This window comes from Paenibacillus sp. FSL H8-0259, from assembly GCF_037963255.1.
Taxonomy (GTDB): Bacteria; Bacillota; Bacilli; order Paenibacillales; family Paenibacillaceae; genus Paenibacillus_AQ; species Paenibacillus_AQ phytohabitans.
On record NZ_CP150147.1, the window covers coordinates 5,949,377 to 5,969,795 of the forward strand.

Sequence of the window (20,419 nt, forward strand, 5' to 3'; positions counted from 1 at the left end):
CAGGTTTGACTATATAGCGGAATTGTAATTTCATAGTATCCTCCCAAGACGTTTTTTATAATGTGTTTGCGCTGCTAATTTTGGAAATCGATGAATATCCAGATGCTCCATTCATGCAAATCAGCAGAATTCTGGCTATTCGGACGATCAAATCCACTTAAGGTGGAAGGAGGGAGTATTAGTTAAAAAGCTAAAGCTCCAGCGGTAACAATACAGTTTGTCGCGTCTCTTGGGAACGGTAAACTGCTAATACCAGCTCTAAGGCATGAAGGCTGTCTTCGCCACTTACCCTCGGCTCATGTCCTGTACAGATCGCTTCCACGAAATTAGAGAGCTGGCTAAAATGGGAATCGCCATATACCTTGTGGTATACCCCTTGCGACGAAGCTTCCAACTCTGGCTCCCACTGATTGGAAACGCTGGGGTCCATGCCATGTGTGCCTATGTTCTCCGCGCCCTTGTAATGCTCATAAATTATCTTATTATTCTCAATAATACATGTACCGGTTTCACCGATAATTTCTACCCGCGTATTTAATCCGGGATAGGCACTGCTGGTAGCAGTAAAAGATCCCATGGCTCCGTTCTGAAAACTGAATAACGCTGCAACCACGTCTTCGGTTTCAATCAGAGGATGGGTACGATTAGCCGTCTTTGCAGTAACCTCCAGAACAGGACCGCCAAAATATTGTACCAAATCCACTGTATGAATTGCCTGATTCATCAGTACGCCTCCTCCGTCCAGAGTCCATGTCCCGCGCCAATCGCCGCTTTCATAATACGCATCTGAACGGTACCAATGAACATTGCCATTAACGAGGATAAGCTTACCGAAACGTCCTTCCTCTAACATTTGCTTCACACGGAGTGAGGCATAGTCGAACCGGTGTTGGAATATGCCTGCCAGCATGACACCTTCCTCCCGGCATTCTTCAACCATCCTTTGTGCCATCGCCATATTGATATCCATCGGCTTTTCAACTATCACATGTTTTTTGGCACGAGCCGCCGCAATAGTCATCTCCCCGTGCATTCCGCTAGGCGTACATATTGACACCGCAGTTATCTCTGGATCTTGGAGCATATCCGCATAATTACTGTATGCCCGACCACCAAATTCTATCGCATACTGTTCTGCTTTCTCTTGAACAGAGTCCACAAACCCAGCAGTCACAGCCGTCTCCAGCAGCTGCAACTGCTGTGCGTGGTGCCTTCCAATCACGCCGCATCCGACAATTCCAATTTTCAGACGTTCACCCATGATCTTCACCCTTCGAGCTGCTTTAATGTGTTCCTGAGACATCAAGTGTACCTTCAGTTACACTTTTCTTAAAGGTAGAGTTATCAATTCGCGTTTTCAGCTTTTCAAAGAATAATTCTTCATTAAGTGGAAGTTCTACCGAAAGGTCAGTCCACGCAGATAAATGCATTGCATTTGAAATAGTTAGTCCCTTAATCCCTTCGATACCTGGAGCGAGCAGTTCGGTGCCATTTAAAATTGCGTCAACCCAGTTATTTATAATTCCAACATGCTGAGTATTTTCACCTGGAGTAGGAATTTCACATTTCCAGCATTCAGGACTACCAAAACCGCCTTTATATTCACTGTTAAATTTTCTTTCAGGCATCCTTAGCCGCCAGAAGGTTAATTTGTCATCTTCTATGACAATTTTACCACGGTCACCGGTAACTTCCAGCCGGTTGGTTCCCGGTGCTTCCCCTGTCGTGGTGACGAACAGGCCAGTAGCCCCATTAGCATACTCAACATATGCAGTTACATCATCCTCGACTTCAATGTTGTGATATTTTCCATAAGACATAAAAGCACGTACTTTTGTCGGCATACCACATATCCACTGCCATAAATCCAGCTGATGCGGATCCTGATTTAGCAAGACTCCACCACCTTCTCCTGACCAGGTAGCCCGCCATCCCCCTGCATCATAGTAGCTTTGCGACCGATACCAATTAGTAATAATCCATATTGATCTTTTAAGCTCTCCAAGTTCTCCAGAGTCAATAAGATCTTTTAGCTTTTGATATACTGGATTAGTCCGCTGGTTGTACATAATAGAAAACACCTTATTGCTTTGCTGCGCAGCTTCATTCATTTCTCTAACTGCTTTCGTGTAGACACCTGCTGGCTTTTCAATTAATGTGTGATAACCGGAACGTAAAGCCTGTATCGCCAGGACTGGGTGATCGTAATGGGGAGTAGCGATTAGAACTGCATCAAACTGGTTTGATTTAAAAAAAGCATCCTTATTGTCATACAATTTGACCTTGTCTCCATAGCTTTGCTTTACCCAATCCAGGCGTTCTGCTCTTACATCACATACTGCCGCGAGTTCAGCATTGAGTACTTTTCCTGACATAATACTTTGAGCATGAGATGTACCCATGCCTCCAACACCTATAATTCCAATCCGGATTTTTCCCATAACAGCCTCCCCCTACTTATCAATTCGGTCTAAAATTCTTTTTAAGGCTTGGACAGCAATAGCGAAGCTTCTGGCTCCGCCTTCAGGCAAGTCATAACCAGGTGAATGGGGCTCCAGATCGGCAAAACCCTTGAAATTACCCAAATGCGGTTCAAGTGACAGAAAACCTTCGTAGCCGCTATTACGTAACTCCCTTAATATTTCTTCGACAGCTCCGTCACCTTCTCCAGCCGGTACCACATGATGGTCGCTATAAACGGCATCCTTTATATGCACATATACAATGTGGTCTTTAAGTAATTCATATCCTTCCGGATAATTCTTCGCATCACATTGCACAAAATTTGCAAAGTCAAATACGGCTTTTACATTATCAGATTCCAGACTCTCCAGCAGGTCCACACATCTTTCCGGCGTATCTCCATAGATATCTTTTTCATTCTCGTGAAGAAGAATTACGTCGCTGCCTTTAGCAGCCTCAACAAACTGGCTTAGACGCTGAATCACTTCCTCCCGGTAGTTTTCCGGGCTCTCTTCTGCAGGAATAAAAAAACTGAATATTCTGATATAGCGGCATTCCATTACTTTGGCAACTTCTAAAGTATATTTAAATAGCTCGAGGTGAGGAACAAAGTCATCGTTAATACCGATTTTCCCAAGCGGGGACCCAATAGCGGACAGCTTAAATCCTCTTGCATCAAGTTGACGCTTGAATTCTTTTATTTCTTCCAAAGTATAGTAGACTAGATTTTTCCCCTCTATACTTCTCATTTCAATAAATTTAATTCCATGCTGGTCCAATACATCCATTTGTGTTTTTAAACTAGCATCAATTTCATCAGCAAATGCAGATAATACAAACTCACTCATAGTCTGTTATCCTCTCTTTAATAGGTGTGATTAGTGCTTAATTCTTCATTTAGTTGAACTGTAAAACTATCCCTTAACCGACCCTACAAACATTCCTTTGTTAAAATGTTTTTGGAGGAACGGATATATTATTAATAGAGGTACTGCAGTAATCAAAATAGCTGCCATTCGTGCTGCTGGTGTATATGCATATATTGGCTCAGCAAGTTGACCGATCTTATCGTCATTAATAATGAGCATCTGCCTTAAGAATACTTGCAGCGGCCATTTAGAATTATCATTTAAATAAATAATTGCTCCAAAATAAGTATTCCAGTTACCAACCATATAAAACAGTGTGAACGTAGCGATCGCCGGCTTGGATAAAGGAATTATGATGGAGGCAAACAGCCTCCACTCACCACAGCCATCGATTCTTGCTGACTCTTTGAGCTCGTAAGGCAGCGAACCAAAAAAACTGCGCATGACAATTATGTTAAACGGAGCGATTGCAGCCGGCAGCCAAAGCGCCCAATAGGTATCAATAAGTCCAAGACCGTCTATAACTAAATAGGTCGGAATTAGACCACCAGAAAACAACATTGTGAACAGGATCATAAAATTAAAAAGGGATCTGCCCTTTAACCAATGTTCAGATAAGCCGTAGGCCATCATGGAAGTAATCGTAATATTTATTAAAGTCCCGAAAACGGTAATAATAACAGAGCTTTTGAAGGCACTAATGAAACCGGGATTATATAATAAATATTTATATGCTTCCAGCGTCCATTTGCTGGGAAAGAGAAAGAACCCTCTCGTATAATAATCCTGCACTGGAGCAAACGATGTTGTCACCACATAGAGGAGCGGAAAAGCAATCATCAACGTAAACAAGGTCAAAAATGCGTATACAAATACACTAAATAGTCTGTCTCCACTCCTAAATCGAATTCCCATTAGTAAACTCCCTCCTCTCCAAACCGTTTTGCGATCGTGTTTGCGCTCACTACCATAACGAGACCGACTACAGATTTAAACAATCCAACGGCTGTCGCATAGCTGAAGTCGCCTTGCACCAAACCTTGCCGATATACGTACGTTTCAAATACATCTGATACTTGAAGATTCAATGGGTTTTGCAACAAGAAAATATGCTCAAAGCCTACATCAATAAAGCTTCCAAGCCGCAGAATAAACATAATCAATATGACTGACTTCAACGACGGCAATGTGATGCTCCATATTTGTCTTAATTTACTCGCACCGTCTACCTTGGCTGCCTCGTATAATGCAGGATCAATTGAGGCTATTGAAGCTAAATATATAATTGCACCCCATCCAGCACCTTGCCAAATATTTTGAAATAACCAAACATATCGGAAATAATCCGGGTTTGTCATTAAATTAATACGCCCGAAACCCATAGCCTCAAGTAGAACGTTTATGCCACCGTCCTGCGACCGAAAAAATAACATGGTAATTCCAACAATGATGACCCAAGATAAAAAATGGGGAGCATAAAGTATGGTCTGTATAGAACTTTTAAAGTATTTATTCTTTATTTCATTAAGCAATATCGCGATTAGAATCGGAAATGAAAAGGCAATGAACGTATCCAGAAGACTTAGGTACAAAGTGTTTTTTAACAAGACCACAAAGTCTCTCTCTGAAAACAACCTAACAAAATGTTCAAGACCAGCCCATTCGCTTTTCCATACTCCACGGAAGGGCGTATATTTTTTAAAGGCAATAAATATACCGAACATTGGAGCATAACGAAAGACGAGAAAATAGATTAATCCCGGAAGGATCATCAAATAAAAAGGCAGAGCACGTTTTAGGTATTTTTTCCTTGAAAAAACATGTTTATTTAATCCATTTGCAGATTTAGATGGTATAACAGTTTGATCCATCTCCACTTCCTCCTATTTCTAAAAACCCAAGCGCCTTGAGTAGCACAGGCCGCAAAGAAGCGTGCGGTCTGTGCTACTCTTAGGCTCATGAATCTCATTATTTGTTTGCTGCTTCATTGATTTCTTTTATGATTTGTTCGCCACCATTCGCGAGCCAATCGGAGGAAGCCTGCTCGATAGAATCAACCGGTTGTTCGCCCACAATGATCCTGAACACAGCCTCTTGGAATTTTGCATTTAAACTCGCAGATTTATCAATAGAGGTCTTTGAGTAATATTCCAGTCCCATTGCATCGTTTGGCCAAGGATACTTTTCGGCAAGTGCAGTATACTCATTATGACGCTTAAGTTCGGCTTCATCGGTCCAAAGGTAAAGATTAAAATCATTGCCTGGGCGTTTAAACAGGTTACTGTTTAAAAAGCGTGGTACATCTGGCTCCCAACGATCGGTAACTTGCCATTTGCCATCATCGCCTTTTTTATAATGAATTCCTTCAATCCCATTTTTCATAATTTGAGTTCCTTCATCCGTTACCCACCAGTCAAGGATTTGAAGAATACGATCAATCTTCTCTTCGTCCGCTTTTGCATTAATTACCCGTTTAGTTGTGCCGAACGAAGCATTCGGATTGCCTCGATACCCGTTAGGTCCGATTGGAGGAGCCATGGCAACAATTTCAGGATTTGTATCAGGGAATGCCTTTTTGACAGCGCTCTCAATTTCAATCTTGTAATTATTATGATACGAAAATATCCCCAACTTGTTTGATTTCTTTAGTTCGTCAAGTTCTGTACTTTTACGCAACATGAAGTCCCGATCAAGTACACCCTCATCGTAAGCCTTATTCATAAACTTAAGGAATGCCTTGTATTCCTCAACTTGTGACTGGTGCGGGATCAATTTCCCGTCTTTCTTCATCCATGGATTTGCGATGCCAAAAGCGTTTCGAAGTGCCAGATTTTCAATATCATACCCGCCAGCAAATCCGATTGTATCATTCTTACCATTACCATCAGGGTCCTGTTGTGCAAATGCTTTTGCAATCTCATAATACTTGTCAACGGTAAACTCTTCTGCTGTTGGAACCTTCATTCCAAGCTTATCCAACCAGTCTTTGCGGATCTGCACAGTATCGCGTACTATCCATGATATTTCTGGAATTCCATACACTTTATCTTTGGGATTCAGTATCTTCATCGCTTCATGCTCTAATGGGTATGACGCAAATAGATTCGGATATTTTGGTAACCAGTCTGTCAATTCCAAAAATGCACCTTCAGATTGCCAAGCCAGGTAAGTTGCTGCATCGACAGGATAAAAGTCAGGCAATGATCCTGATGCTGCCATAACCTTGAGTTTTTCGTCGTACTCCGGTCCATTAATAAGATCCAGTTTAATATCCACATTAAACTTTTCATTTAAGAATTTAATAGTGGGATGATCCTCTGTCCATTTCGGCCCGCCCCAGAACTTAGCAGCAAACCTAAGTTGAATCTTTTTCTCGTTCTTCGCTACTGCAGCCGAGGAATTCTTATTTGCGGATGATGCGGACTCATCCTTCAAACTAGAATTTCCACTTCCGCCGGACGAACATCCTGCGACGAAACTAAATGCCAATAACCCGATTACGGCTTTTTTTATATACTGCTTCAAAGTAACACTCCCTTTTGTGTTATTTTCCTTACATACTCATTATAAAGGGACCAATTACTTATAAAATTGCACGTTTTTACGATTTGTTATCCTTTTTAATGAATGGAATTCTTACTGAAACTACCGTACCTCTACCAAAGAAAGAGTGAACTTTAATGCCATATGCTCTTCCATAAGAAAGCACCAGACGATTATGAACATTGACTAATCCTAAAGATCCATCTGTCTTCATGCTAGCATTCGGTTGATTTGTAATAGATGCAAGGCGTTTCTGCAACGTTTGAAGCAGCACCTGTTCAATTCCTGAACCATTATCACCAACCTCAATAATTAAATCGCCTTCTTCAGGATATGCACTTACGATAATAGCCGCCTTTCCATAACGGGGTTCGACTGCATATTTCACTGCATTCTCGACAAGAGGTTGAATGGATAATTTGATAATACTTGCCTGTAAATATTTTTCATCAATATTAACTTTGCTTTCAAAGTTCTTCGTATACCGGATATGAATGATTTCCAGATACTTCTTTAAGTTTTCGAGTTCTTCCTTAAGCGAAATTTCTGATTGATCGAATTTTGCTGTAAACCGGTATAAAGCTGCTAGATTCTCAGCTATTCGCTCAATTTTGGGTACTTGCTCCAAAAATGCAATGCTCTTAATAATATCCAGCGTGTTATAAAGGAGATGTGGATTAATTTGATTTTGCAAAGCTTGTATAGTGGCCTCTTTCTGCAATAATTTCATTTGAACCTCTGTTAATTCCATGCTATATACCGTATTTACCAATTCACTTAATCTTTCGGCCATCCGGTTGAAGCTTAAACTGAGCATGTGGATTTCATCGCGTCCTGGAATTATTTTAGCCCTAACGGATAAGTCACCTGTTTGCAGTTTTTCCATCGCTTTTTTTAATTCAATCATAGGCCTTGTTAGTCGCCCCGCGACAAAAGGTACGGCAATGAGAATAGCCACAATTAATAGAGCCATAACAATGACTGCGGAATATTGGGCAAAATGAAGCCCTGTAGCCATCTCGCTTAAAGGAACCAGTGCAATGGTTTTCCAACCTGTTAACTCAGAAACGCTATATGAAACAAGGTATTGCTCGTTCTCCCATACTTGTAGAGTATTGTTTTTTTTTAATGAAAGCCAAGACAAATCTGTCTCATTTATTGAAGCAGCCAGCCAACTCGAGTTTGGATGATAAACAATTTTTCCATCGGACGAAACTATAAAGATATATCCAGTTTCACCTATCTTCATATTTCCGATCATGTTTCTGATTTCTGATAAATTCATATTTAAGATAAGTTTTCCCGAGAGCTTAGTATTTGTTACATCGAAAATGGGGATTGCAGCAGAAATGGTAGGGATTACTTCTTGATTCTCTAAGAATGTTGGGAAGAGTTCCAAATTACTGCTGAGGGGAAATTTGTACCATGGTTGGGATAAGGCTTTTTCCGGAAAAGCGCCAGATGCTTCCAGAACTCTTTGATCCACCGAAGTAAGGTAAATTTTTTCAATCTCCGGATAGTTAAATGAAATATATTTTTTTAATATATCCTGGATCATCGAGAGTCTTTCTTTACTAAATGAAGTACCGTCCCGAAGCCAATCTTGTATTAGGCTAGAGTCATCTTTCTGCAATAACAAACTTGAATACCGAAGTACACCTGCATTCATTGCATAGGTAGATTTTGCAATTTGCTGAAAATAAATTTCAAGCTGATGATTAAGACTTTCTGTTGTAGTCTGAGCAATATTAAAAAAGTCTTTCTGTGTTGCACGACTGTAATAATAGTGCGAGAGAATATTCATGGATAACACCGCAATCAATGCTATGGAAAAAAAACTGATGATGATTTTTTGCCTCAGGTATAAACGGCCAAACCACCTTCTCATGACTATAACCCCCAGCTTTTTCGATACTCGTTAGGCAACATTCCCGTTATACTTTTAAATACACGAATAAAATAAGGTTGGCTAGAAAACCCCACTTTCTCAGAAATGAATAATAATTTGTCATTAGTCGTTCGGAGTAGTTCCTTTGCTTTTTCTACTCGTGTACGGTTAATATAAGAAATTAGTGTCTCTCCCGTATATCTTTTAAACTGAACACTAAAATGGGATATACTTAAATTGGTATATTCCGCCATTTGTGTTAACGTAAGATCATCCCTATAATTGCAATGAATATAATCGCAAGCAGATTTAATAACATACTTAAACTCTCTTTTATTACGGTCCGGGTGCAAAAACCACAGTTCCGCTAATGTGCTAAGGTGTTTGCGTATTTCCTGCTCTGGAATTCCGTCAAAATTTGATAAAGTCGTATGTTTCGCTTCAATACTGGATAATAAGGAGCTGAGTTTGGACTCAATAATCCTGATCAAAGTTAAATAAGCCGCATAGTGAAGGTATTTGACGCTTCGAATGTCTTCTTCAAGTTTTAGGAAGCGCTTTATTCCTTCAGCATCCGGAAGATCATTGACTGTATCAAAGTAAGTTTGGATTTTCATTAGATAATAATTCATTTTTTCAATTTCGGTTAATTTCTCCATAGCTTCGAATAAAGCATTTTTCAGATCTTCGCGATTAACGGGTTTCAGCAGGTATCGGTTTACACCGTAGCTGATTGCTTTTTGCGCATATTGAAAATTCTCATAACCACTAAGAATAATAATTGCCATTGGAATTTTATGCTCTGAAATCATCCGTACAAGTTCAAGCCCGTCCATTTCTGGCATCATAATATCCGTAATAAGAACGGTTGGCCAAATCTGTTGAATAATGTGCCAAGCCTCCTCACCATTCGTAACGTCTCCCACAACTTTAATATCATGTCCCATGCTTTCTACCATCTCGACGATCGCAGCCCGAATCCACGGCTCGTCCTCCGCAACCAAGACTTTTAGCATGAATGCACCACCCTTTATCTTTTTTATTTTCACTTAAATCCCTAAAAACAATTAATAGTATGTGTAGCATAACATAGAATAATTTTGTTTACTGGCTTAATGAAAACAAAAAAGCATTACTACATTTGGTAAAGTATTAGAGGATTCTGATACTGTAAAGTTATATATAACAACAGTGCCATGTACACAAAGACTTCAAAAAAAAGTAAGTACACTGGTTGTTAAAATCAGTGTACTTACTGAAGCCTTTCAATAAGTTGATTAAAGATCTGTTATTATTACAAACAATCATCCTTAATCCTCATAATAATAATCCCGATATTCCTGAGGAGTGACGTCGTTAGCTTTCTTAAATATATATGTGAAGTACGCAGCAGTCTGATACCCTACCTGTTCCGCTACCTCATAAACCTTTATATTAGGGTCCTTCAGCAGTTCCTTCGCTCTTTCCAAACGCTTCTCCAATATAAAATCGGATATCGTTCTTCCCATTTCCTTCTTGAACAAAACGCTTAAATAGCTTGCGTTCAATTGAAAGTGTTCGGCCAATTGTTTGACGGTCAGTTGTGTTTGAAGACCTTTTTCCAAATAAGCTTCAACGTTACGAATAAGATGATGCTGCTGCGTAGCCTGTTCCTTGCGCTCAAGTTGTGCGAACCTCGTCATGTACTCCAAGACAACCTCACGAACTTCCAACGTACGGACGCATTCCAGCAAGTCATGCCAGACCATCATATAGTGAGTGTTGTCATTGTCGTTCAAACGATTAAACCTTCGCACCAATTCGCTGATCAAACCCATGGCAAAGGCCTTTACATATGTGATAGAAATGTCATCTTGCATCAACAGCATATCAAAAGCATGATTAAATTGCGCAACGGCCCGCTCCTCTTCGCCTGCTTCTAGAAGCCTGACGATTTCCGGAATTTCCTCATCCCGTAACTGAAATTCGCGGTATTCGGTCGCTTGGATTTGATCGAAATAATGAATTTGTTCACTTCCGGTAGACTTCAATTGAGTGAGCATATGTTTCAATTCCTTATAAAGTCTTGGAACCTCCCCTATACCGATGACTTCTCTACTCACACCTATCGTGATCGTAGCATCGTGTTGCTCACGGATAACTTCCTGCACGAAAGCGAACTGCTTTTCCAACTGGGCCCGTTCACCTGGAGTGGCGTTCAATTGCAAGACAGCCACTTCGTCGGTAGCTGTTCTTCCGATATAAATTTGACCATACCCCGAGATTCCCACTCGAACGGTACGAACTAACGAGTCACTTAGAAGAATTCGCTGCTCGGCACTCTGCATGGGCAATCCGTGTAAATTGTCGTAAGTAAACAGGAACAATCGATTCTCCCGGTCTCCGGGAGGCAAATCAAGAAGATGCCTCCATGAGTTGGCTTGCTCCGCGTTTTGAATTCTTCCTTCTAGCAGTTCATTAACGAATCGATCATGGAGAACGTCAATGCTTCCAATGACTCTCTCCTTCAATGCTGTAGTTTCATTTTCGATCATCCGTTTCTTTTCGATAACTGTTCGGAACGAAATCAACTTTGCTACCAGTTCCTCGATCTTGATCGGTTTCAGCACATATCCCTTTGCGCCTAGATTAATCGCTTCTTGGACGAATTCGAACTCATTGTACCCGCTGATTATCAATGTCTGCATAGATGATAATCTCGGATAATTTGCCGTAATCGTAGCAAGCAGTTCGATCCCTGTCATTCCAGGCATTGATACATCCGTAATCAGAACGTCTACAGGGGTTTCAGCCAAGGTCACCAAGGCCGCTTCAGCCGATTCTGCAGTTAGCGGCCGCTCATAACCGATATCGTTCCAATCAATATACTTTGTCAATCCTTCGATATGCAGCGGTTCGTCATCCACGATTAACGCTTGAATCATAACCCTCACCTCTCATAATTTGGGGCTTATTCGTGCAGACGGGAATGCGAATGGAGATGCATGTCCACTCGTTTTCGATGCTGTCTATAGCAAAATGTCCTTGCAAACCGAAATACAAACGCAGCCGCTCTCTTATATTGTTAAGCCCAAACCCGTTTCGGGTGCCTTCATATTTCTCCATGCGAACCAGTTCCAATATCTCTGGACGTAAGCCTTTGCCATTATCAAATATTTCAAAGTGGACTTCTCCATCCAATCGAATAATGGATATACGGATCTGCGCATGGATGACCTGCGTAATTCCGCTATGTAAATAGCAATTTTCCACTATCGGCTGAAGCAAAAGTTTGATCGTATACAAGTCCAAAACCTCAGGATCTATGTCCCAATCCACCGAAACCCGATCCGGATAACGCAACTGTTGAATTTCAAGATAGGCCTTTACATGCTCTAGCTCGTCGCGAATTGCGGTCACATTTTCCCGATTATTCAGAGCAATTCGATAGAAGCTCGTTAACGCATCAATGATTCTAATCTGCTTTTCATCATGCAGATCCAGCGCCCGCCAGCGTAGCAACCCTAAGGAGTTATAGATGAAATGCGGATTGATCTGGGCCTGTAATGCTTTAAACGATTGTTCTTTCTCCTTGATTCCGACTTGCGCATTCTCTTCGACAAGCTTGCCTAAGCGACCTGTCATATGATTGAACAGTAATTCTAGTTCACCAAGCTCGTCTTGCACCCTGTTTTTTACGCTTACCTCGAAATCACCGCGGGAAATATCATTCATTCGTTTCCCCAGTTTGTGAATCCGCCACACGAAGTTGTTTAAAAAGGCATACAGCAAGAAAATAGATAACATCAAGAAGAAAACGATGCCTGCTCCAACAGAGATGAAAATGATCCGAGATTGTTCTTCCATCCGGTCCAAATGTACAAGCGCGGCTACGGTCCAACCAGAATCCAGCTTACTGGTCACAAACAGCTTGCCGTTCATTACGGCATTCATTTCAAATGAATCATTCCAGTACGGCTGTATCGAAGATTCGTCCAACCGGATTCCGATTTGTTCTTGACTCGAGGAAGCGATGATGTTTCCTCTTTCATCCACGATATACAAATCGCCGGCTCCATCGAATGGACGATGGAGGAATTCCGCAAAGACCTCGTTATAATCCAGTCGCATATAAATAATTCCGTAATACCCGCCGTTATGGTTTGAAATCTTATGAGAGACCACCAACTCGCGTTCGTTATCAACGCCATTGGACCATTTAAGCGCTCCCGGAGTCTCAATTGTTCGCTCAAACCATGCTTCCTCTCTTTCACCGGATATCATCCGGTTCTCCGGTCTCCAAAGGAACCCCCCATCCTGAACGAGCGTACTGTTCGAATGGTAAATACGAAACGACTTAATTCCCGGTAAATACTGATCTGTATATTGAAAAGACCGGTCCACATACAGCACGGTGTCCAGTTGCTCGTATATATCTTTGTATTCACGGGAAAGTCTGGAGATCAGTTCTCCATCGGTGGCGGCACGGGTAACGATTAAATCGTAACTTTGCTTTTTGAATGCGATGCTTTGGGCATTTTGGCGAACGGCTTCCTGTATCGTAATCAAATAATTCTCACGAACCAGGTAAAGAACAACGTAACCCGCCCCCACTGCAAGCAACGCAGTCGGAATAAATACGATGAATGCGTATAAAATGATGACCTTTTTCCTAATATTCATCGATTGGGTTATTCTGATAACGAAATTTTCAACTCGACGCGGTAGACTCAACAGGACCCCCCATTTCCGACTCCCCGGGCCTTAGCAACAAGAAGGGGAGCACCCCTTGTTCAAGAATGCTCCTTCATTATACTAAAACTCTCCATTCACTTGAATTTCAGCCTGATAGGTTTCATGCCATTCGGCTTTCATTTCGTTCCACTGCCCTCGCTTTTCAAGCGCCCCTCGGAACTCATTCCAAACCTTCTCGAAAGCTCCATCGTCCTGTGCCATCAATAACTTTGCCCGGTACTCTTTACGGAGGTTCTCGACAGTCGGCGCACTTTTCTCCCAAACTCCGCCTGTCTTCATCTTCACCATATCATAAGAGTGCACGGAGCGCACCGCACCCATTTTGCCGACAGCTTCCGTAAACTCAGTTGTCTTCTTATAACCCGCATGCGGATGATTGCCGACATTCCACCACGGGTACCATTCATTACTAAAGGAAGACGTCATGTACAATTCAGGTGTAACTTTGGATTTTAGAGCCACATCCCCCGAGTTACGAGCCTTGTCATATTCCGGATCGGTGAAATTCCATTTGCCGAGTGGTTGGTCAACCCAGTCCCAATACAGTCCGGCTGGTCCTTCATTAACAACATGCTGCTGCTCGGGATTCGGTTGCAAGGTGTAATCGAAGAATTTTAAGATGGCAGCCAGATTCTTAGTATCTTTATTGACAAAGACATCATAACCCGGATAAGGATTCACGACTTGATTGATGCCGACCTGATCCACATCTGGAACCTTAGGGATCGGAATAACCTGATAATACCACCCGGGAGCCGTAGGTCCATCTAGAGCCTCCCAAGCTGAAGACGGAATATTAAAGAACGATCCGACATTCATTGCTACGCGTCCGGATTGGTTTCTTTCCTGGTATTGTTCTTTCTTGCTTGTGACGACTTCGGGATCGATTAACTTTTCCCGGTACATCTTATTCATCCATTGGTATGCTTTCTTAAAATTCGGGTTGTCATAGGCGAATATAAATTCTTCGCCTTTTTTCTCAATACCTGCTCCGCCTGTAGACACGCCAAAGGCATTAAGTACGGCGTTCTCGTCGCTATAGCCTAAATTATCATTCTGATCCATCAGGAACGAAAGCGGGAGTAAGGGTTTGCCAGAATCATCCTTGATCTTGGCAGCTTCACGAAGAAACTCCTCCACACCTTCGATTGTGCTTAAATCGTCCAGGGTCATTCCTGCCTTTTCAACAACATCCGTCCGAACCACCCATGAGTTTGAAGACCAGCCTGGCCATGGGTTATCGGGATTTTGGTCGAACCATGTAGGAATGGACCAAATATGACCATCCTTATCTTTCAAACGGTCAATATACACTTTGGGGATGGATGCCAATCCCGGATATTTGTCAGGCATATCGAAATATTGTTCAAGAGGCATAACCATTCCAGACCGGGTCATTGCGGTTAACACCGTATCATTGTGACTGAACATGGCTGCATCTTTAAAACCGCCGGCATTCAGTTTCAAATTGAGCGCTGTCATCGCATCCCCTTGAGTTGCTTCCAACTTCACCGCGACCCCTGGTTCTTTATCTCTCCAATATTGTTGCACCAGACTGTCGTTATTGATCGTTGCCGCCCAACCTAACCAAAGATCGAACGCGGACGATCCACTATCAGATGTTGACGTCCCGGAATTAGCTGTGCTTTCAGGACTTCCAGAGCTGTTTTTCTCCTTTCCCGTGCTTGAACAGCCGACGAGAGTGACGAGCAGTACTGCCATCACTAAAGCAATTGAACGCCGGTTCCTTTTGTTAATAACCATGAGATGACCCTCCCTATAATTATCAAATATTGTAATTCATTTGTTTCCCCACACTTAGGTTCATGGATTATCCTTTGACAGAACCAATGAGTACGCCCTTAACGAAATACTTCTGCAGAAAAGGATAGACACATAGAATCGGAAGTGCACTGACCATAACGACAGTCATCTTGATGGACATAAGCGTCGTGCTCTGCGTCATGGAGTTTCTTGCTATTGCTTCCTGATTGATGTTCGAGCCAAAGATGGCAGACAAATCAGAAGCGGATAGTAACTGCTGCAAGAAGGTCTGCACCGGGATGAGCGATTGGTCGGTTACGTAAAAAGCGCCAGAGAACCAATCATTCCAGTGACCTACAGCCGTAAACAAACCAAGGGCAGCAAGCATCGGCTTTGAGAGAGGAATGATGATTTGCAATAGGGTCCGTAGCGGACCGGCTCCGTCCAGCTCTGCCGATTCAATGAGTGCTTCGGGTATACCCTGTATAAATTTGAGCATAACGAACATATTCCAGACCGAGAACATACCCGGTAAAATATAGACCCAAAATGTGTTCACCAGCCCCAAATTGTTCAATTGGATATAGAAGGGGACCAGCCCCCCGCTAAACAACATCGTAATTAAAATGTAAGTCATAATGATACGCCTCATCGGAAGTCCCTTATAGGACAAACCGAAGGCAACTAACAACGTTACAATGAGACCGGTTATCGTACCAATGACTGTTCGAGCGATGGTAATCAAATACGAATGGCGGATGACCTCGTTGCCAAGTACGATTTCGTAATTAATTAGTGTAAAAGAGCGCGGGAATAAATATACGCCCCCTTTGGCCGCATCCGATCCTTCGTTAAGCGATATAGCCATCATGTATAGAAACGGATAAATAACGGAGACACATAACAAGACAAGCATAACAACGATGATGATTTGGCCGATTTTTTCGGACTTGGATAATCTCATCTTCACCACAACCCTTCGCCGTTAATTTTTCGCGAAAATTGATTCGATGAGACAACCAGTAACAAACTAATCACCGAAGATAGCAGGCCGACGGCAGTCGCCATTCCAAAGTACCCTTGTTGCAGGCCGCTTCGCAATACATAAGTATCCAACACATCCGCGACTCCCATATTTGCGGAATTCATCAATGGATAAATCTGATCCATGCCAATTGTGATTAATCCGGGTATGCTCAAAATCAAAATAATTGTTATGGTCGGAATCATGCCCGGCAGCGTGATGTGCCGAATTTGCGCCAGTCTGCCTGCCCCCTCTACCTTCGCCGCTTCGTAGAGCTGAGGATCGATCGTGGTAATCGCGGCTAAAAAGAGAATTGTGTTCCACCCCGTCTCTTTCCATAGACCGCTTACGATAACCATAGGTCTAAACCAATCATCCGACCCAAGGAAGAAGATCGGCTCTCCTCCGGTCCACGTAATGAATTGGTTGATGAGTCCATCATCCAGCGATAAGAACGAATGAAGAATGTAAGCGACTACAATCCAAGAGAAGAAATGGGGTAAATAACTGACGGATTGCACAAATCGTTTGAACCTAGAACTTCTAATTTCATTAATGAGAAGAGCGAGTATGATCGGAGCCGGAAAACCAAATATAAATTTCAGAACAGAAATAAAGAGTGTATTTTCTACAATGGTTAAAAACTGCGGATCCTGCAAGAACTCAAAATTACTAAATCCAACCCATGGGCTATTCCATATTGAGCCGCCGATCCGGAAGTCACGAAAAGCAACCTGGATACCCGCCATAGGAATGTAATTAAAAACAAATAATAACACTACGCCCGGCAAAATCATGAGATACTGCCAACGATACTTATGAAATTTTGAGTACATAACCATCCTCCTCGTAAAGTTATTATAGAACGGCTTGTAAGCAAAGACGAGATAACAACGATTGGATTTCTATCACTTTAATTGGATGTATATTATTTACATATTTACATTTATAGGGTTTATTGCATTTTTCTTATATCACTATATATCTAAACCTTTTTAAATTATTTTATGTTCGACGACAAAATAAGCCTTACTTAGACACCGCGTTCGGACTAATATTAGCTTAAGAAACAAAGGAGAATTTCCATACTGTAAAGTATTTATCAGGGTGAGGAGGGATACGTGAGAGCTAGTAAAGTACAGAGTAAATAAAAAACTTCATCTGCCCAGCAGAATGTAAGCGATTAATTAAATGGCAACCAAAAGGAGATTTGATCAATATGCAGCTGATCCACAAAATGAGGAGCCATAAAATCATTATTCTGACTATTGTATTCGCTTTATTGGCAGTGATCGTAGGTAGCGGTAGTATTTTCGGGGCAGCAAGTTCATCCACTACCTCTAACACCACAAGAGTATCTGTGCATGACCCTTCGATTTCCTATGATGCTTCTACGAATAAGTATTATATATTTGGCTCACACCTGGCGCAGGCCTCAAGCACAGATCTGAGGAACTGGTCCTACATGGGGACACAGGGCTACACGAACACCAGCCTGTATGCCCCTTCAACTTTTGAAGGCTATCATTATATCAAGAACAAGAACAGCGGATTATATCTGGATGTAGTCAACGGCTCGGCGACTGACGGCACCAATATTCAGCAATGGTCGTATAATGGCTCGGATGCGCAAAAGTTCAGAATTATGTATTACGGAAGCGGGGATTATTACATCCTTACAGGCAATACCGCTTATGCAAGCGGTATTGACGTCTTCGAAGGATCTTCCGCCGACGGTGCCAACATTGATCAATGGACGTACTGGGGCGGCACTATGCAGCTATTTAGAATCCAGCAAAATGCCGACGGAACGGTCGCGTTCTTAACCAAGGCATCCAACTATACTGCCGCAATGGATGTGGCGGACGGCAGCACAGCGAATGGCGCGAACATCCAGCAATGGAATTACTGGGGCGGCGATATGCAGAAATGGGAGCTGGTCAAGGCAGGGGGAACCGGCAACTCCGCCAGAAGCGCCGGAGCAGCATTAAATTCTGCGCTCGCGGTGCCTTTTGCCTGGGCCGGGTATAATGATCAGGACAGTTCAGGCGGACAATCCGTATGGGCGCCGGGACCGGTATATAATTCTTCATACGTGTGGGCAGACGGATCGACGGGAGCTTATATGCTCTACTATTGCACCTCCTCGACTTATATCCGTTCAGCTATCGCCTACAGTGTATCCAAGTCGGTCTCCGGACCTTATGAATATGTCGATACCATTATCTATTCCGGCTTCACTAGCGGCAGCAATCCGATTACAACGACCTCGTCGTTAGGGACCAAAACGGTGGATATATGGTACAAGAACACCAATATCCCCGAGCTGATCGACAACGGCACCCTATCAGGAACCAGAAGCGGCTGGTTTAACAACAGTGGCGGATTCAACAACAGCAATTTCCCGAATGCGATAGATCCGGCGCTGGTGTATGACAACAGCGGCAAGCTGTGGATGAGTTACGGCTCCTGGTCTGGAGGGATTTATATTCTGCAGATTAACCCAGCCACCGGCAAGCCGTACTACCCAGGCTCCGACAATGGCAATGTCGACCGTTATTTTGGCAAGCGGATTGCCGGAGGGTACGGTAAGACGGGCGAAGCTCCTTACATCGTGTATGATTCCTCATCAGGCTATTACTACCTTTACGTCACTTATGGCGGTTTGGCCAATGCGGGAGGGTATCATATCCGTCTGTACCGCTCGACCACCATCGACGGAACCTACACCGATGCCGCCGGCAATTCGGCTGTCTATTCCTCCGCTTCCGTAGACCAGTCGGGTTACGGCATCAAGCTATTTGGGAATTATAACTTATCGGGAGCTAGTCAGGGGTATAAATCGGGTGGCCACAATTCTGCACTGATCGATACGGACGGCGGGAGATATCTGGTGTACCACACCCGGTTCAATAACGGCACCGAGGCGCATGAGGTTCGCGTGCATCAGCAATTTATGAATCAGGACAAGTGGCCGGTAACTGCGGTGTATGAATTTCTGGGCAGCAGTATCGCCTCCACCGGGTATAGTTCCAGTGAAATGGCGGGGACCTATCAATTCATCAACATGGGATTGGATGCTTCTACGGCTAATGTTGGCATGCTGACCACCCAGAGTGTGACCCTGAACAGCAATGGAACCATTTCCGGTTCTGCGACAGGTACATGGTCCAATACGCCAGGAACCTACTACTGTACGATGGTCATTGACGGTATAACTTATAAAGGAGTGTTCTTTAAACAGCGCAATGAACTGTCCAGCCACAATGAAGTGATGACCTTCTCCTTGATCGGTACCAACAACAAGTCGATTTGGGGTTCGAAGTAAAATGTAACCAGAAGTTTAAGGAACACAGAAAGCAGGGCCTGAAATCTCATGATTTCAAGCCCTGCTTGTTAATTAATGCAAATGGACACGCAGTAACGGAACACCGTGCTCAATTTCCGAAATATCAAACTCTAGAAGCAACTGTCCCCTTTTGATTTTGCCACCTGTCTTTAACGCGAGGAGTAAACCCCCTTCCTTTCAAGGACACCGTATTAATGCCAACATGAATCAATAGTTGAATACCACTGGTATGCTCCAGAAGAAAGGCGTGATTACTGCGTTCAAAAGCATGTGCTACAATTCCGTCAAATGGTGAGTAGACTTTACCTTCTCTAGGCTTAATAGCCACTCCTTTACCCATGAAGCCCCCTGCGAATGCCGGATCGGGCACTTCTGAACCCATGCCATCTTCCCTCAATCTCCAGCTCCTAAATAACATCGATACGCTGTTTTACGAAGAGGCGCTCGTCAGGCTCGGTGTAAAAATTAAAGTCCGACAGCTCAGGTTCAAGCATCAGGCCGTTCAGATAGTTATCCGCCACCTGGGTCCGTACTGTATGTATGGCATATACATTGGAATAAATTAAGAACGCAATGAGAGGAATGACAATCAGGAATAAACCTACCATCATTTTTACACGTATGGATTGCCAGGTTAGAAAAGGAGTGTGCCGGATATTCAGTGCACGAAACATTATAATCTTCCTCTCTATGCTGAGAATATGGTATCTAGTTAGACAGAACGATATTACCATCTATGACTTTGTATTGGCGATAAGTATATTTTCTAAATCCGCTTTCTATTA

The 20,419-nt window shown here is 42.8% G+C and carries 16 protein-coding genes; 1 reads left to right on the forward strand and 15 read right to left on the reverse strand.

From position 1 onward, the window contains the following. Window positions 1-190 precede the first annotated feature (190 nt). The 13 genes from NSU01_RS25590 to NSU01_RS25650 form a co-directional block, all read right to left on the reverse strand. A complete protein-coding gene (locus NSU01_RS25590; protein WP_083705498.1) occupies window positions 191-1,303 on the reverse strand; it encodes a Gfo/Idh/MocA family oxidoreductase in 1,113 nt (370 codons plus the stop codon). Then, the gene (locus NSU01_RS25595) at window positions 1,284-2,441 is read right to left on the reverse strand and encodes a Gfo/Idh/MocA family oxidoreductase (RefSeq protein ID WP_076243774.1); all 1,158 of its coding nucleotides are present in this window, start codon (window positions 2,439-2,441) and stop codon (window positions 1,284-1,286) included. Before NSU01_RS25595 ends, NSU01_RS25590 begins: the two co-directional genes overlap by 20 nt. Window positions 2,442-2,453: 12 nt before the next feature. Next, window positions 2,454-3,311 (reverse strand): sugar phosphate isomerase/epimerase family protein, encoded by an 858-nt coding sequence (locus tag NSU01_RS25600; RefSeq protein ID WP_076243775.1) that lies wholly within the window; start codon window positions 3,309-3,311, stop codon window positions 2,454-2,456. Window positions 3,312-3,377: 66 nt separating this feature from the next. Beyond that, a complete protein-coding gene (locus NSU01_RS25605) occupies window positions 3,378-4,247 on the reverse strand; it encodes a carbohydrate ABC transporter permease (protein ID WP_076243776.1) in 870 nt (289 codons plus the stop codon). Then, window positions 4,247-5,203, reverse strand: a complete 957-nt coding sequence (locus NSU01_RS25610) for an ABC transporter permease subunit (protein ID WP_076243777.1) — start codon at window positions 5,201-5,203, stop codon at window positions 4,247-4,249. The genes NSU01_RS25605 and NSU01_RS25610 overlap by 1 nt, the downstream gene beginning before the upstream one ends. A gap of 97 nt (window positions 5,204-5,300) precedes the next feature. Then, a complete protein-coding gene (locus NSU01_RS25615; protein ID WP_076243778.1) occupies window positions 5,301-6,857 on the reverse strand; it encodes an extracellular solute-binding protein in 1,557 nt (518 codons plus the stop codon). A 76-nt stretch (window positions 6,858-6,933) separates the two neighbouring features. Continuing rightward, complete coding sequence (locus NSU01_RS25620) at window positions 6,934-8,763, reverse strand: histidine kinase (protein WP_076243779.1); 1,830 nt, start codon at window positions 8,761-8,763, stop codon at window positions 6,934-6,936. A gap of 2 nt (window positions 8,764-8,765) precedes the next feature. Next, on the reverse strand, window positions 8,766-9,779 hold the full coding sequence (locus NSU01_RS25625; protein ID WP_076243780.1) for a response regulator: 1,014 nt from the start codon (window positions 9,777-9,779) through the stop codon (window positions 8,766-8,768). Window positions 9,780-10,073: 294 nt separating this feature from the next. After that, window positions 10,074-11,687 (reverse strand): response regulator, encoded by a 1,614-nt coding sequence (locus tag NSU01_RS25630; RefSeq protein WP_076243781.1) that lies wholly within the window; start codon window positions 11,685-11,687, stop codon window positions 10,074-10,076. Continuing rightward, the gene (locus NSU01_RS25635; protein WP_339302351.1) at window positions 11,662-13,476 is read right to left on the reverse strand and encodes a sensor histidine kinase; all 1,815 of its coding nucleotides are present in this window, start codon (window positions 13,474-13,476) and stop codon (window positions 11,662-11,664) included. The genes NSU01_RS25630 and NSU01_RS25635 overlap by 26 nt, the downstream gene beginning before the upstream one ends. An 81-nt stretch (window positions 13,477-13,557) precedes the next feature. Beyond that, window positions 13,558-15,261 carry a hypothetical protein gene (locus NSU01_RS25640; protein ID WP_076243782.1) on the reverse strand — a complete coding sequence of 568 codons (1,704 nt, stop codon included), beginning with the start codon at window positions 15,259-15,261 and terminating at the stop codon, window positions 13,558-13,560. A gap of 67 nt (window positions 15,262-15,328) precedes the next feature. Then, a complete protein-coding gene (locus NSU01_RS25645; protein WP_076243783.1) occupies window positions 15,329-16,225 on the reverse strand; it encodes a carbohydrate ABC transporter permease in 897 nt (298 codons plus the stop codon). A gap of 2 nt (window positions 16,226-16,227) precedes the next feature. Further along, the gene (locus NSU01_RS25650; protein WP_076243784.1) at window positions 16,228-17,121 is read right to left on the reverse strand and encodes an ABC transporter permease subunit; all 894 of its coding nucleotides are present in this window, start codon (window positions 17,119-17,121) and stop codon (window positions 16,228-16,230) included. 383 nt (window positions 17,122-17,504) lie between these two features. On the opposite strand from NSU01_RS25650, the gene NSU01_RS25655 reads away from it, so the two are divergent. Then, window positions 17,505-19,613, forward strand: a complete 2,109-nt coding sequence (locus NSU01_RS25655) for an RICIN domain-containing protein (protein ID WP_076243785.1) — start codon at window positions 17,505-17,507, stop codon at window positions 19,611-19,613. 124 nt (window positions 19,614-19,737) lie between these two features. On the opposite strand, the gene NSU01_RS25660 is transcribed toward NSU01_RS25655, so the two are convergent. Then, window positions 19,738-20,031, reverse strand: a complete 294-nt coding sequence (locus NSU01_RS25660) for a PTS glucose transporter subunit IIA (RefSeq protein ID WP_076243786.1) — start codon at window positions 20,029-20,031, stop codon at window positions 19,738-19,740. Between the two features lie 10 nt (window positions 20,032-20,041). Continuing rightward, window positions 20,042-20,308, reverse strand: a complete 267-nt coding sequence (locus NSU01_RS25665) for a hypothetical protein (RefSeq protein WP_076243787.1) — start codon at window positions 20,306-20,308, stop codon at window positions 20,042-20,044. Window positions 20,309-20,419 lie beyond the last annotated feature (111 nt).